9 protein-coding genes, 1 tRNA gene and 1 pseudogene are annotated in these 12,975 nt (G+C 68.0%); 9 read left to right on the top strand and 2 right to left on the bottom strand.

All coding sequences use genetic code 11. The features are described 5' to 3' along the window. Positions 1-201: 201 nt before the first annotated feature. Together FHS13_RS16345 and FHS13_RS16340 are read right to left on the bottom strand one after the other, a co-directional pair. Positions 202-1,182, bottom strand: a complete 981-nt coding sequence (locus tag FHS13_RS16345) for an SRA domain-containing endonuclease (RefSeq protein ID WP_184292777.1) — start codon at positions 1,180-1,182, stop codon at positions 202-204. A 258-nt stretch (positions 1,183-1,440) separates the two neighbouring features. Beyond that, positions 1,441-2,391, bottom strand: a complete 951-nt coding sequence (locus FHS13_RS16340) for a substrate-binding domain-containing protein (RefSeq protein WP_221443019.1) — start codon at positions 2,389-2,391, stop codon at positions 1,441-1,443. 172 nt (positions 2,392-2,563) lie between these two features. Between FHS13_RS16340 and FHS13_RS16335 the strand changes: the two genes are divergently transcribed. The 9 genes and pseudogenes from FHS13_RS16335 to FHS13_RS16300 all read left to right on the top strand — a co-directional run bounded on the left by FHS13_RS16335 (position 2,564) and on the right by FHS13_RS16300 (position 12,958). After that, the gene (locus FHS13_RS16335) at positions 2,564-4,810 is read left to right on the top strand and encodes a glycoside hydrolase family 3 C-terminal domain-containing protein (protein ID WP_184292775.1); all 2,247 of its coding nucleotides are present in this window, start codon (positions 2,564-2,566) and stop codon (positions 4,808-4,810) included. A 593-nt stretch (positions 4,811-5,403) separates the two neighbouring features. Continuing rightward, a complete protein-coding gene (locus tag FHS13_RS16330; protein ID WP_184292774.1) occupies positions 5,404-7,080 on the top strand; it encodes a sodium:solute symporter family protein in 1,677 nt (558 codons plus the stop codon). Positions 7,081-7,110: 30 nt separating this feature from the next. Then, positions 7,111-7,242 (top strand): putative transporter small subunit, encoded by a 132-nt coding sequence (locus FHS13_RS21200; protein ID WP_221443018.1) that lies wholly within the window; start codon positions 7,111-7,113, stop codon positions 7,240-7,242. Between the two features lie 338 nt (positions 7,243-7,580). Beyond that, positions 7,581-8,228 (top strand): phosphoribosyltransferase, encoded by a 648-nt coding sequence (locus FHS13_RS16325; RefSeq protein WP_184292773.1) that lies wholly within the window; start codon positions 7,581-7,583, stop codon positions 8,226-8,228. Further along, the gene (locus tag FHS13_RS16320; RefSeq protein WP_184292772.1) at positions 8,225-8,881 is read left to right on the top strand and encodes a dienelactone hydrolase family protein; all 657 of its coding nucleotides are present in this window, start codon (positions 8,225-8,227) and stop codon (positions 8,879-8,881) included. The genes FHS13_RS16325 and FHS13_RS16320 overlap by 4 nt, the downstream gene beginning before the upstream one ends. Positions 8,882-8,902: 21 nt before the next feature. Beyond that, positions 8,903-10,205, top strand: a pseudogene (locus FHS13_RS21975) (erythromycin esterase family protein). Between the two features lie 77 nt (positions 10,206-10,282). Next, positions 10,283-10,356 (top strand) — tRNA-Pro (locus FHS13_RS16310). Between the two features lie 956 nt (positions 10,357-11,312). Then, a complete protein-coding gene (locus FHS13_RS16305) occupies positions 11,313-12,686 on the top strand; it encodes a hypothetical protein (protein ID WP_221443017.1) in 1,374 nt (457 codons plus the stop codon). A 74-nt stretch (positions 12,687-12,760) separates the two neighbouring features. Next, a complete protein-coding gene (locus FHS13_RS16300) occupies positions 12,761-12,958 on the top strand; it encodes a hypothetical protein (RefSeq protein ID WP_184292771.1) in 198 nt (65 codons plus the stop codon). The last annotated feature ends 17 nt before the right edge of the window (positions 12,959-12,975 follow it).

Here is a 12,975-nt window from a genome sequence, read left to right as displayed (position 1 = left end):
CGCGTTCGCGCAGCTCATCGGGGTACTTCCTCGGTGCTGCCATGACTCTCATCCTTCCCAGGAATGAAAGCCTCCATCAGACCCGGCACGAAACAGGTGGCAGTATAGGGAACCACGTGGAGCCTTTCATGGTGGTCCGGTGGAGATTCGACACCTCGCCTTCTACCTGGGGCTCCACGTCTGTGTCAGGGGAACGGAAGTTCACCCATGGATGCACTTCTCGTCTTGATTGCCGGTTTCCTGCTGCTTCCCAGTTGCTGAGATCACCTCATTGTTGCTGGTTTTGTAAGTGTTTCCATCGGGCCAGATAGCGGTATATCCCTGGCTGTGTATTAGTTCCATCAAATCGGGTCTGGGCTTGGATGGAATAAGGATGGCGCAAGTTGCATCGCTTGCAAATCTGCTGTAGTCGGCAAGTTGGCCGATGGCCATCCTTATTTTCTCTCTGGTCACGCTCCCTTTGGCTTCTGCAAGAAGGTTTATTTCCTTGACGTACAGGTCAGTGAATAGAGGGCGCCGTTCTCCCTTGGGGATGATCTGTAGGCGCTCGGCGGCAAGGCCTTTGCTGTGGAGGTATTCACTAAATTTGATGACCAGGTCAGCTTCTTCGCGTTCTGCTGTGTAAGCCTCTTGGTTTGGGCTGACGAAGTATTCTTCCGTTTTCTGTTTCTCGATAGGGATGCTCTTCACTCGCTCTTTGGTTGCGAGTAGCTTGCTCAGGAGGCTCTCAGGGGCAAGTGGCTTGGTGTCAACTGGTTGCAGCTTGAAGACAATGACCTTGCGCAGGGGGCCGTTATTTGTCTCGGGAGCGTCGGTTTCGTACCACGGGTCTTCGCCGTCAAGGGTGAATTCTCCCTTGTAGGTAACTATGTCTTTGCTTCCTTGAAAAACGCGAAGGGCGCGGCCGTCTTCAATATGGTTAAGTATGGCGAGGTTCCCCTTGGTCATGCTTTGGTCGCCATGCTGACCCTCGCCGGTGTAGTGGAAGCATCCATCTGACATCCATTCATCATGGTACCCGTGCTTCTTGCCAGACTCGGGATTGCTGAAGATGAGGATATTAGGACTCTTTGCGGAAGGGCAGATGCCACCTTGTCTGCTTCCGGCGTAGATGTCGTGAAGGTGCTTTCTCTTGATTTCTTCTTCTGGCTTAAGTGTCCATTCGGGGATGGCCTCTGCCATGAGGGGGCTCCTGAGGAAGGGGTATGGATCTTTTGTCCATGATCCCACGTATGCCTGGAGTGTCCAGGTTTGGAGCGAAACTCGGTTCCCTGATGTAGGCGGTAGGGGCACTCTCAACCGAGGGCAGGCGGGGCTTCTGTCCCCTTGTTGACAGGAGAACGGTGTTCCTACGGCAAGGATCTGATTCATGCCTCAGCGATCGAGCTGGCTGCCCTTGCGCTGAAACGTGCAGTTCAGAGGGCCTACAAGCTGGGAGGCTCAGGCAGACTCACGGAGAACCAGGGTTAAGGGGGATGGAAGTTCGGGAGCTTCAGTGGGGTCGGGGCGCAGGGCCAGAGCAGCCAGGTGACGGCCCAGGGTGTCGCCGTCCAGGTACACCGTGGACAGGGACGGCACGAACAGCGAGGCGATGGGGCTGTCGTCGTGGCCGACGACGGCCAGGTCCTCGGGGACGCGCAGGCCGGTGCGCAGGGCCGTACCAACGGCGAGGGCGGCCGTGTCGTCGTTGTAGGCCACCACGCCGGTGACCCCCGCGCGGTGCCAGGCGCGCACGGTGTCGGCCGCATCCTCGATGCGAAGCGTGTGGACCTGGGGCGGTTCCAGGCCCAGGCGGGCGGCGTGCTCGCGGGTGGTGCGGGCGCGCTCCTCGGCGAGGGAGCGCACGCGCTCTTCTTCCGGGGTGGCGAAGGCCAGGCGCCGGTGGCCGCGGGCGGCCAGGTGTTCCACCTGGAGGCGGGGCCCTTCTGCCAGGCCCGTCAGGAAATCGGGCAGAGGCTCGCCGGGATCGGGCAGAACGCGGCGCACGCCGCTCGCGCGCAGGGAGCGCGCCTGCTCGTCGGTGAAGGGTACGAAGCCCAGCACGGCCTCCGGGTCGAGCACCTCCCACAGCGGCCGGGCCGCGGCGCGGTGGGGCGGGGTGTGGGTGATGAGGGTGCGGCCCTGCTCCTGCAGAGCGAGGGAAGCGGCTTCCAGGGTGGTGCGCATGCTGAAGCCCATGGGCCAGTCCGGCAGCACGGCCAGCACGATGCGGCTGCTGCCGCTGGCCAGGGCGCGTGCCGCGCTGTGGGGGCGGTAGCCCTGGCGTTCGGCCTCGGCCAGGACGCGGCGGCGGGTGTCCTGGGAGATGGTCTGGCCGGGGGTGTCGTTGAGGACGAAGCCCACTGTGGCGCGCGAGACCCCGGCGGCACGGGCGATGTCGGCCGCCGTCACGCGGCGTCCCGCACCTCCGGTCTGTTTCTCCACATTCCCCGCCATGTCGCTGCTTCCAGGACCTTGCCTGTCCGAACGTGGAGAACTTAGCATCGCACCCAGAACTAGCGCGCGCTAGTGGTCGGTGACACAGTCTCTGCACCAGGCGCGCGACCTCGGTGAAGGAGAGAGCATGCCCGAGTCCGTCGACCCCTGTTCCCTGCCCCTGGAGAGAAAAGCCGCCCTGCTGTCGGGCCGCGACTTCTGGTCCACCGAGGAGATCGAGGAAGCGGGGATCCCCTCGGTCGTCCTCACCGACGGCCCCCACGGTGTGCGCATGCAGACCGGTGGCTCCGACCACCTGGGGATCAACGACAGCGAGCCCGCCACCTGCTTCCCGCCCGCCGTCGCGGTCGGCTCCAGCTGGAACCCCGACGTCGCCGCCCGCATCGGCGCGGCCGTCGGCCGGGAGGGCCGCGCCCTCGGGGTCTCGGTCGTCCTGGGCCCCGGCGTGAACATCAAGCGTTCACCCCTGTGCGGCCGCAACTTCGAGTACTACTCCGAGGACCCGCTGCTGAGCGGGGTCCTGGGCGCCGCGCACGTGCGCGCCATGCAGGAGGAGGGCCCGGGTGCCTCGATCAAGCACTTCGCGGCCAACAACCAGGAGACCGACCGGATGCGCGTGAGCGCCGACGTCGACGAGCGCACCCTGCGGGAGATCTACCTGCCGGCCTTCGAGCGTGTGGTCAAGGAGGCGAACCCCGCCACGGTCATGTGCGCCTACAACAAGGTGAACGGCGTCTACGCCTCGCAGAACCGCTGGCTGCTCACCGAGGTGCTGCGCGAGGAGTGGGGTTTCGGGGGCCTGGTCGTCTCCGACTGGGGTGCGGTGTCCGACCGGGTGGCCGCGCTGGCGGCGGGTCTGGACCTGGAGATGCCGGGCAGCGGCGGTGTCAATGACCGCAAGGTGGTGGAGGCGGTCCGTTCCGGGGAGCTCGACGAGGAGTTCGTCGACCGGAGTGTGCGCCGGATCGCCGCGTTGGCGGGGCTGCCCGCCGGGGGAGAGGGCTTCGATGCCGACGCCCACCACCGGTTGGCGCGGGAGGTGGCCGCGGAGTGCGCGGTGCTGCTGCGCAACGAGAACGGAACCCTGCCCTTGGGCGGCGCGGGTTCGGTCGCTGTCGTCGGTGCGTTCGCCGCTGAACCCCGTTTCCAGGGCGGCGGCAGCTCCCACATCGCTCCGACCCGGGTGGACACCGCTCTGGAAGCCGTCCGCGAGGCCGCGGCCGAGCAGGGGCAGGAGGTGGTGTACGAGCCCGGGTTCACCCTCGACGGGTCCGGGGACGCGGCCGAGCTGCGCCGTGCCGCCGTGGATGCGGCTGCGGGTGCCGGGGTCGCCGTGGTCTTCGCGGGGCTCGCCGACAAGCAGGAGTCGGAGGGCTTCGACCGCCAGAGCCTGGCGCTGCCCGCCGAGCAGGTCGAGCTGATCCAGGCCGTGGCCGCTGCGGCCTCGCGCACGGTGGTGGTGCTCTCCAATGGCGGTGTGGTGTCGCTGGAGGGCTGGCACGACGACGTCGACGCGATCCTGGAGGGCTGGCTGCTGGGACAGGCCGGCGGCTCGGCGCTGGCCGACCTGCTCTACGGCAGGGCGAACCCGTCGGGGCGCCTGGCCGAGAGCATTCCGCTGCGCCTGGAGGACAACCCCAGCTACATCAACTTCCCGGGTGAGGCGGGGCATGTCCGCTACGGTGAGGGCGTCATGGTGGGCTATCGCTACTACGAGACGGTGGACAGGGCCGTGCGTTACCCGTTCGGGCACGGGCTGAGCTACACGACTTTCGCCACCCAGGACCTGGAGGTGGAGGCCACCGGCCCCGACACGGCACGCGTGCGCGTCACCGTGGCCAACACCGGGCAGCGGGCCGGCGCGCACGTGGTGCAGGTGTACGTCTCCACGGAGGCCGGGCCGGTGCGCCGCCCGCTGCGGGAGCTGCGCGCCTTCGCCAAGGTCCACCTCGAACCGGGGGAGTCCCGGCGGGTGGAGCTGGAGCTCGACCGCCGTGCCTTCGCCTACTACGACGTCGAGGCCGCCCGCTGGGTGGTCGCCCCCGGCGAGTACCTGGTGCAGGTGGGGGAGGACGCCTCCACGGTCGTCGCCGAGCAGGCCCTGGCCCTGGAGGGCGAGCGCCGGAACCTTCCGCTCACGCTCGACTCCACCCTCGGCGAGTGGTTCGCCCACCCGGAGGCGGGTCCGGTGCTGGTCGAGGCGATGGGCAGCGCGATGGGCGGGCAGGCCGCTGCTTTCGAGATGAACGAGGAGATGCTGATGATGGTCTCCTCGATGCCGCTGCGGCAGCTCCTGGCCTTCGCCGGCCCTGGTGTTCCGCAGGAGGACCTGGACCGCGTTCTGGCGCTGGGTAGCGGCGCCGCCGCCGTGTGAGTCGGGGGGCGCGTGGGGCGGAAGAAGCCCCGGTGCCCCTCCGTGGCGACCTTGTCGGCCGCCGCTTTCCGATCGCGTCGCGGCCGGGCCTCCCCGGGTGTTCCTGTCCGGGGAGGCCGTCTTGTTGTGCTGTCCCTGCCGTCCCTGTCGGCTCGCGGGGGACCGTCCGGCCTGCTCCGGGATGCCTTGCCCGTCTCGATGCTCATCACAGTCGGTGACGGCTTCGTGCTCATTCATGCCGGCCTGAGAAATAACGGCAATGTCACGAGTTTATTGAGCAATATTGCCAATTTGTGACTTTTGTGACGTTTAAAACGCTATGGGGCTACCTCCCGTTTAGAGTCTTTTGACCGTTTTGCTATGGTTCCTTCTGCCGGCGTTCCCCCCGCCGTGCCTGCCCCCAAGAAGGGCGACACGCTGTTCGACAGGGAATCCGGCCATGGCCCGTCCGGTCCGAACCGGGGGCCGCACGCGTCTGTGAAACCGCAGCCGGAGGCCCTGCGCACCTGGTGTGCCGGGGTGGTGCCTCGAAGGCCGACGCGTGCCGAGAAGCTGCACAGGCCGTCCGGCGCCTGTCCGAGGGAAGGAATTCAATGGGTACGGAGAGCATGGCCAGTCAACAGCTCAGCGCTCCCGTCATCATTTTTCTGCTCGTGCTGTTCTTCGGCGGCACCCTCTTCATGTCGGTCATGATCGGCAAGAAGAAGGAAAATGCCGACGGATACATGAACGCCGGGCAGAATATCGGCTTCGGTATCGCAGCCACCTCCATGACCGCGACGTGGATCTGGGCGTCCTCGATGTACGCCTCGGCCACAGCCGGTTACACCTACGGGATCTCGGGCCCCATCCACTACGGGCTCTGGGGCGCCCTGATGATCCTGTTCATCTACCCCTTCGGCCGCCGCATCCGCGCGGTCGCCCCGCGGGCGCACACGCTCGCCGAGGTCATGCACGCCCGGCACGGGCGCTCCAGCCAGCTCATGCTGGCCGGCTCCAACGTGCTCGGCAGCCTCATCTCGCTGACCTCCAACTTCATCGCCGGCGGCGCGCTGGTGGCGATGCTCTCGCCCTTCAACTTCACCCAGGGCATTCTCGTGATGGCCGCCGGTGTGCTGCTCTACACGCTCTGGTCGGGCTTCCGCGCCTCGGTGCTCACCGACTTCGCCCAGGCCGTGGCGATGCTCGGCGCCGTGGCCGTCATCATCCCCGTCGTCTTCTTCGCCGCGGGCGGCCCCGGCATGTTCGAGGCCGGCGCCCAGAACCTCACCCCGCAGCAGTCGAGCTTCTTCTCCTCCGACGCCTTCCTCAACCAGGGCGCGCCCTACATCGCCGCGGTACTGGCCTACGCGATCGGCAACCAGACCATCGCCCAGCGCCTCTTCGCCGTGCGTGAGGACCTGATCAAGCCCACGTTCATCACGGCCACCATCGGCTACGGCGCCACCGTCATCGGTATCGGCATGCTCGGCGTCATGGCGCTCTACCTGGGCATGGAGCCCATGGGCGGAGACGTCAACAACCTCATCCCGCAGATCGCCACCACCTTCCTGGGGCCGATCCTGCTGTGCGTCTTCTTCATCATGATCATCGGCGCACTGGCCTCGACGGCCGACTCCGACCTGTCCGCGCTGTCGTCGATCATGATGGCCGACGTCTACGGCCAGAACGTCGCCGGACGCAAGAAGGCCAACCCCAAGACGATGCTCTTCGTCGGACGCGTCACGATGGTCGTCGCCACCGGCGCCGCGCTGTACTTCGCCAGCGGCCAGATGAACATCCTCGACCTGCTCGTGTTCGTCGGTGCGATGTGGGGTGCGCTGGTCTTCCCGGTCATCGCCTCCTTCTACTGGGGCAAGGTCACCAACGCCGCCTTCACCGTGGCCACGCTGGCGGCCCTGGCGCTGTTCATCCCGGTGCGCTTCGAGATGCTGCCCGACAACATCGCCATCGACCTCGGTGTCGACGTGCTGTCGGTCCTCGGCATCGGCGTCGTCCTCGGCCTCATGGCCTTCGGCTTCTTCGGACTGAAGCCCGCCCTGTGGATCGGCTCGATCGCCGCGGTCGTCTCGGCGCCGTTCGCGATCGGCTTCCTGCACGACTACCACGTGCTCAGCGGCTCGCTCGTCGCCTACTCGGTGAGCACCGTGGTCTGCTACCTGATGTCCTTCCGCAACAAGAAGGACTTCGACTTCGCGCTCATCGACCAGCGCATCGGCGAGTTCGACCGCGAGGAGAGCTCCGACGAGGACCCCACCCCGGCTCACTGACATCCCTCTGCCCACTGAAAGGAGACGACCATGGGAACCCTGGCTCTGACCGCCTACGTGCTGGTCTGGCCCGCCATCGTGGCCGCCGTGCTGTTCTTCCTGGTGCGCGGCTTCGTCAAGGACTGGCGTGAGGCCCGCGAGGAAGGCCGCTCGATCATCTGACGGCTGCCACCGCCTGACCTGAATCCACCGAGCGCTGGGCGCCGGTCCCCCGGGACCGGCGCCCAGCGCTCTGCGGGTGCCCGCCGTCCTCTCACGCCGCAGGGGACGCGGTGCGTCGGCGATCGGCCGGAGACGTCGACGGGCCTTCCCGGCCATCGCGCCGACGTGGCCGGACCGGACCCGGCAGCGGAGGGTGTACGCCGCTGCGGCGCGGGTAGCGCACCCCACAAGACGAAACGGCAGGTCGTCCGCCGCACAGGGGAGGCACACGGAGCCGAGCGGAGGGGGCGGCCTGCGGCGAAGGCGGGACACGTGACCGCCGGAGCGGGGGAGGCGAGATGTTCCGAGACCGAGCCGAGGCAGGAGAGCGCCTGGCCCGGGCCGTGGACGACCTGGACCTGCCGAACCCGTTCGTGCTGGCGCTGCCGCGCGGCGGTGTTCCGGTGGCCGTACGGGTGGCCGAGGGGATCGGTGCTCCGCTGGACGTGCTGGTCGTGCGCAAGGTGGGCGTCCCCGGGAGCCCGGAGACGGCGATCGGCGCGGTCACCGCGGAGGGGCCGCCCCTGTTCGACCAGGAGGCGCTGCGTGTGCTGAGGCTGTCGGAGGCGGATCTGGCCGAGGCGGTCGAGGCCGAGAGGGCGGAGGCCCGGCGGCGCCTGGAGTCCTACCGGCGCGGGGCGTCCGATCCGGAGGTGGCCGGACACGACGCGGTGGTGGTGGACGACGGCCTGGCGACCGGGATGAGCGCGAGGGCCGCCCTGGGACTGGTACGCGAGCTGGGACCGGCCTCGATCACGCTGGCGGTCCCGGTGGGCGCGCCGTCGGCCGTGCGCTCGATGGCCGGGCTCTGCGACGGGATCGTCTGCCTGGAGCAGCCGGAGGTCTTCCGGGCGGTCAGCCTCTGGTACGAGAGCTTCCCGCAGGTCGGCGACCAGGAGGTGCACGACCTGCTCGGAGCCGGTCGGGGAGAGGGGGGAAGGGCATGATCACCCGCGAGGTGAAGGTGGAGACGCCGGACGCACGGCTCGAGGGGGAGCTGACCACGTTCCCCGGCGCGACCGGGGTGGTGGCGTTCGCACACGGGAGCGGGAGCTCCCGGCACAGCCCGCGCAACCGGGCGGTGGCCAGGGAACTGCACGGCTCGGGCATCGCGACGCTGCTCTTCGACCTGCTGACACCCGAGGAGGAGCGGATCGACGCGGACACCGCGCAGCAGCGCTTCGACATCGACCTGCTCACCGCGCGGCTCACGGGGGCGGTGGACTGGCTGGCCACGGACGAGGAGGCCGCGGGGCTGCCGGTGGGGCTGTTCGGAGCCAGTACGGGGGCGGCCGCGGCCCTGCGCACCGCTGCGGAGCGGCCCCGGCGCGTGCTGGCGGTGGTCTCGCGCGGAGGCCGGCCCGACCTGGCGGGCACGGAGGCACTGCAGACGGTGCGGGCGCCGGTGCTGCTCGTCGTGGGCGGCGCCGACCCCGAGGTCCTGCGCCTCAACGAGGACGCGGCCGACCGGCTGGGGGCACCGCACCGGATCCATGTCGTTCCGCGCGCCACGCACCTGTTCGAGGAGCCGGGAGCGCTGGAGGAGGTGGCCGATGCCGCTTCGGACTGGTTCGTCGACCGCATGGGCAAACCGGAGTAGGGCCCGGACGGGGAGGCCCCGATGACGGCAGGCCCCGAGGCGGGCCTGCTGCGGCCGCTGACCGGGCCGCAGTCCCTGGACCCGCTGCTGGAACGCATCGGCGACGCCCGCTACGTGCTGCTGGGGGAGGCCTCGCACGGCACGGCGGAGTTCTACCGGTGGCGTGCGGAGTTGACCCGGCGCCTGGTGGAGGAAGCAGGGTTCTCCTTCGTGGCGGTGGAGGGCGACTGGCCGGACTGCCAGGACCTGCACTGCTGCGTGGTCGGTGCGCCGGAGGCGCCGGAGGACCCGCGGGAGGTGCTGGAGGGTTTCCGGCGGTGGCCGCGGTGGATGTGGGCCAACACGGAGGTGCTGGAGTTCGCGCGGTGGCTGCGCCGGTACAACCTGGGTTCGCGGAGGCGGCCCGTGGGGTTCTTCGGGCTGGACGTCTACAGCCTCTGGGAGTCACTGGACTCCGTGCTCGACTGGCTACGCGAGCACGAGCCCGGGCACGTGGAGGCCGCGCTGCGTGCCTGCGAGTGCTTCGAGCCCTACGCGCAGGACCCGCAGGCCTACGCGCGTGCGACACGGATGGTCCCCCGGAGCTGTGAGGCGGAGGTCGTCGACCTGCTCGCGCAGGTGCGCCGGAGGATGCGGGAATCGGGCGGTGCCGACGGAGGGCTCGCGGAGTTGGCCGCGCACCAGAATGCCGAGGTGCTCGCCGGCGCCGAGCGGTACTACCGGGCGATGGTGCGCGGGGGGGCCGGAGTCGTGGAACATCCGCGACATCCACATGGCCGACACGCTCGACCGCCTGACGGAGCACCACGGGCCCGGCGCGAAGGCGGTCGTGTGGGCGCACAACACCCATGTGGGCGACGCCCGCGCCACGGACATGGCCGACGCCGGGATGGTCAACCTGGGGCAGCTGGTGCGCGAGCGCCACGGGGACGAGGGCGTGGTCGTCGTCGGCTTCGCCACCTACGAGGGACGGGTGACCGCCTCCCGCGCCTGGGGAGAGGCACCGGAGGTGATGGCGGTCCCGCCGGCCCGGGAGGGAAGCGTCGAGGACCTGCTGCACCGGAGGGTGGGGAACACTGCTGCGTTGGCCGTCCTCACCGGCGGAGAGGGAAGAGGGGTGCTGGGCGGGGGCGCCCCGCTCGCGCACCGCGCGATCGGTGTGGTCTACCGTCCGGCCCGGGACCGGTCGGGCAACTACGTGCCGACGGTCATGGAGCAGCGCTACGACGCCTTCGTCCACATCGGACGCACGGAGGCGCTCACGCCGCTCCACCCCGTCGAGGAGGACGCGGGGGAGAAGGAGACCTGGCCCAGTGGGCTGTGAGGGCATGTGCTGTGCGAGCACCGCAAAAAGTGCGATACAGTTTCACCTGTTGGCGGCGCGGGGCGCCGCGCAGCACACGGGACGTAGCGCAGTTTGGCAGCGCACTTGACTGGGGGTCAAGGGGTCGTGGGTTCAAATCCCGCCGTCCCGACAGAGAAGTAGCAGGTTGGTGAAGGGTTCGCCGTCAGGCGGGCCCTTTTCTGCGTCTCCGGTGGAGATCGGTCGGGGTGGGGCGGAGCCGGCGGCCCATGCCCGCATGCACTGGATGGCGGAGAACCGGGTGCACTACGCGCGGGGTGTGACCTTTTGCGAGGGCGCGTGCCGCACCCTCACCGGGGCGGCTCCGCGCGTGCCGGGGTGTGTGACCGGCATCGTTCGCCAGGCGCCGGCTGCCGCGGGGTGGAAGAGTCTCGAGTCAGGGCCCAGAACCCACACCGACCCGGGTAAAACTTTCAAGCTCCACGGCATCACCGGGGACCGTGCTGTAGAGAGCCAAGCACGAGAACTCCAGGGTCCGGCCCCCGGCTACGTTTCATTCCCCGTGATATTGCACCTGGAACCAAATCCACCCCACCTTCCTGCCGTCCCTTAGCCGGCCAAAGTGACCGCAGGTACAAGATCACGCGAAGAAATGCCGTTGGCCGGGGTGGGAGCGACGGGAAACCTTCGGCCACGCCTGCGCCTGCACTCACTCCTGCGTCCACATCATGACTGCATTCCAGGCAGTATGAGCACCACTGCGGTTCGGATCGAACATTGTCGTGGGCCCGGGGTGTTGCGGGGTTTTTGTTTGGGCTGGGTGCGAAGAGGCTTCTGTTTGTCACGGGGATGGTGCTGCAGACGTGCCCAGTGTGGTTGTTTTGCAGCACGGTCGAGGTGTGAGGCGTGTGCGGGCTTCCTCGTGGATTTTCGGTTCTCAGAGCAGGGTGATCGATCCGCCTCCTTGCTCCTCCGGGGTCGGGTTTCCCGGGAGGATGTCGTTTTATTGGAAGGCCGCTAAGCATATTTTTGGAGTACTTTCGCCTTGCGGCAAGGAAATATCCGCCGCATACTTGCCGCTGCGGTGTGCAAATCTCCTCGGCTTCTGATGGGAACATCTTGGCGCCATTGGCAGATGTGTTGAACGGTCTCGTCCAGACGACGAATGTGTCGGTCCGATCGAATTCGGAGCTGGTCGGAGAGGTGGAGTCGGCGGCAGCGAAGGACGACAGGAGACGAGAGGAGAAGCTGGGGAAGGCAGGACCGCTGCGGCGGAAGCCGAAGCTGTCCCCGATCCTCGAAGGGGCCGATGATCTGCAGCTGACCCCATGGGACATCCTGCACACGCTGGCCAGAGCACTCACGCTCACACGGCGCGGGTCGGCACGCGGCCTGGCCGAGCACTGGGGAAGCCTCAAGTACAGTCATGCCCTGACCGACGAGGGCAAGGGACTGCGAGGCCACATGAGGCTCTCGGCGGAGGCGCGGGGCATAGCTGCCGCGTCGTACAAGAGGATCCAGTCCGAAGAGCTGGGCATCGGATTCGGGCTCGCCCTGGCCGAGCACATCATGCGCCGGCGCAAGCCGGATCACATGGTGTCGATCGTCCATGCAGATACCGCGCTACGGGCGGGGTGGGCATTGACCAGTGGGGACAAGGGGCCCAGGTCGGGATACCAGCACCGCCCCCTGTACTTCGTCGAGGCCTGGAAGCCCGGGGAACCGTCTCTGGTCCTTCCGGTCGACTGCCGTGGCAACCACGGCAACGCCGCCCGGTCGCACCAGCAGCTGGCTGCCGGAACCGCTCGAGTGGAGTCGGTGCATATCGGACCGTGGAACCTGACGCCGTGTCTGATGTTCAGTACAGAGCTGAACACGAAGCGGCCGCTCACCGTCCACGCCGTGCAGGCTCCCGGCACGGGAGGCCGACTGGGCCCTCTGAGTGGGAACCTGGACCAGAGGGTCGAACAGCGCAACAACATTCCGTTCATCCACCCGCCGACCGCAGACGGCGAACCTGCGGAGAGTCTGCCCGGCTTCCACATCAGGCCGAAGGACACGGAATGGTTCCAGCGCGTGCTGGCGCACACGGCCGCAGCCGAGGCGGCGGCCTTCTCGGGCGACGGCAAGGCGGCCTCCCAGTATCTGACCGAGCGGCAGGGGAGCAGGTACTTCTCCGCCTTCGTCCACGCGGCCACGGGCAGCGTTCGAGATGTCGAGTGGAAGTTCCTCGGCACCAAGTTCGTCGGTACGGAGCACATCTTCCGCTCGAACAGAGAGCGGGTGGAAGTCTTCTCCGGAGTGGCAGAGAGCTTTTTCAACCTTGTGGGACAGGGCGAAGTCGAGCAGTACCGCAGAGAGGTCTACGCCCGAAGGTCGGAGTGGCCCGACAGGGTCTGGTGGGACGAGAAGTGGGGAGGTCCTGTCTCCCTGCGACGGGACGGCTCTGTACTGGCGATACGCCCGCTGGCCCTGTGCTCGTCCGACTGCCGGGACAGCTGATCTGCTGGAGCGCTGCGCGCGTGGTACAGGGGCGCCGGTGAGCGCAACCTTCTGCGCCTTTGCCGCTGACGGGGATGACCGCCCCGGCGGCGAGCAAGGTGGAGGCGCTGCTGGTGGTCAAGGGCATCGGTGCTGTCATGGCCCTGGCGCTTCCCGGGTACACCTCGGGCCCGCTCGGAACGTGGGCACTGATGTCCGGAGGGTTGCTGGTGACCGCCGTCGCGGTGGCCGCACTCCTGCGGCGCACCGCCGGCAGGATCGACAGGGGATGAGCCAGCCCGGTGCGGTC

The organism is Nocardiopsis algeriensis, from assembly GCF_014203695.1.
Classification (GTDB): domain Bacteria; phylum Actinomycetota; class Actinomycetes; order Streptosporangiales; family Streptosporangiaceae; genus Nocardiopsis; species Nocardiopsis algeriensis.
Note: the sequence above shows the minus strand (reverse complement) of the source record. Positions and strands in the feature narration are given on the sequence as shown.

Coding starts and splice junctions, on each gene's coding strand:
- FHS13_RS16345 (WP_184292777.1), bottom strand. CDS start 1,182: ATGGCAGAGGCCATCCCCGAATGGACACTTAAGCCAGAAGAAGAAATC.
- FHS13_RS16335 (WP_184292775.1), top strand. CDS start 2,564: ATGCCCGAGTCCGTCGACCCCTGTTCCCTGCCCCTGGAGAGAAAAGCC.
- FHS13_RS16330 (WP_184292774.1), top strand. CDS start 5,404: ATGGGTACGGAGAGCATGGCCAGTCAACAGCTCAGCGCTCCCGTCATC.
- FHS13_RS21200 (WP_221443018.1), top strand. CDS start 7,111: ATGGGAACCCTGGCTCTGACCGCCTACGTGCTGGTCTGGCCCGCCATC.
- FHS13_RS16325 (WP_184292773.1), top strand. CDS start 7,581: ATGTTCCGAGACCGAGCCGAGGCAGGAGAGCGCCTGGCCCGGGCCGTG.
- FHS13_RS16320 (WP_184292772.1), top strand. CDS start 8,225: ATGATCACCCGCGAGGTGAAGGTGGAGACGCCGGACGCACGGCTCGAG.
- FHS13_RS16300 (WP_184292771.1), top strand. CDS start 12,761: ATGACCGCCCCGGCGGCGAGCAAGGTGGAGGCGCTGCTGGTGGTCAAG.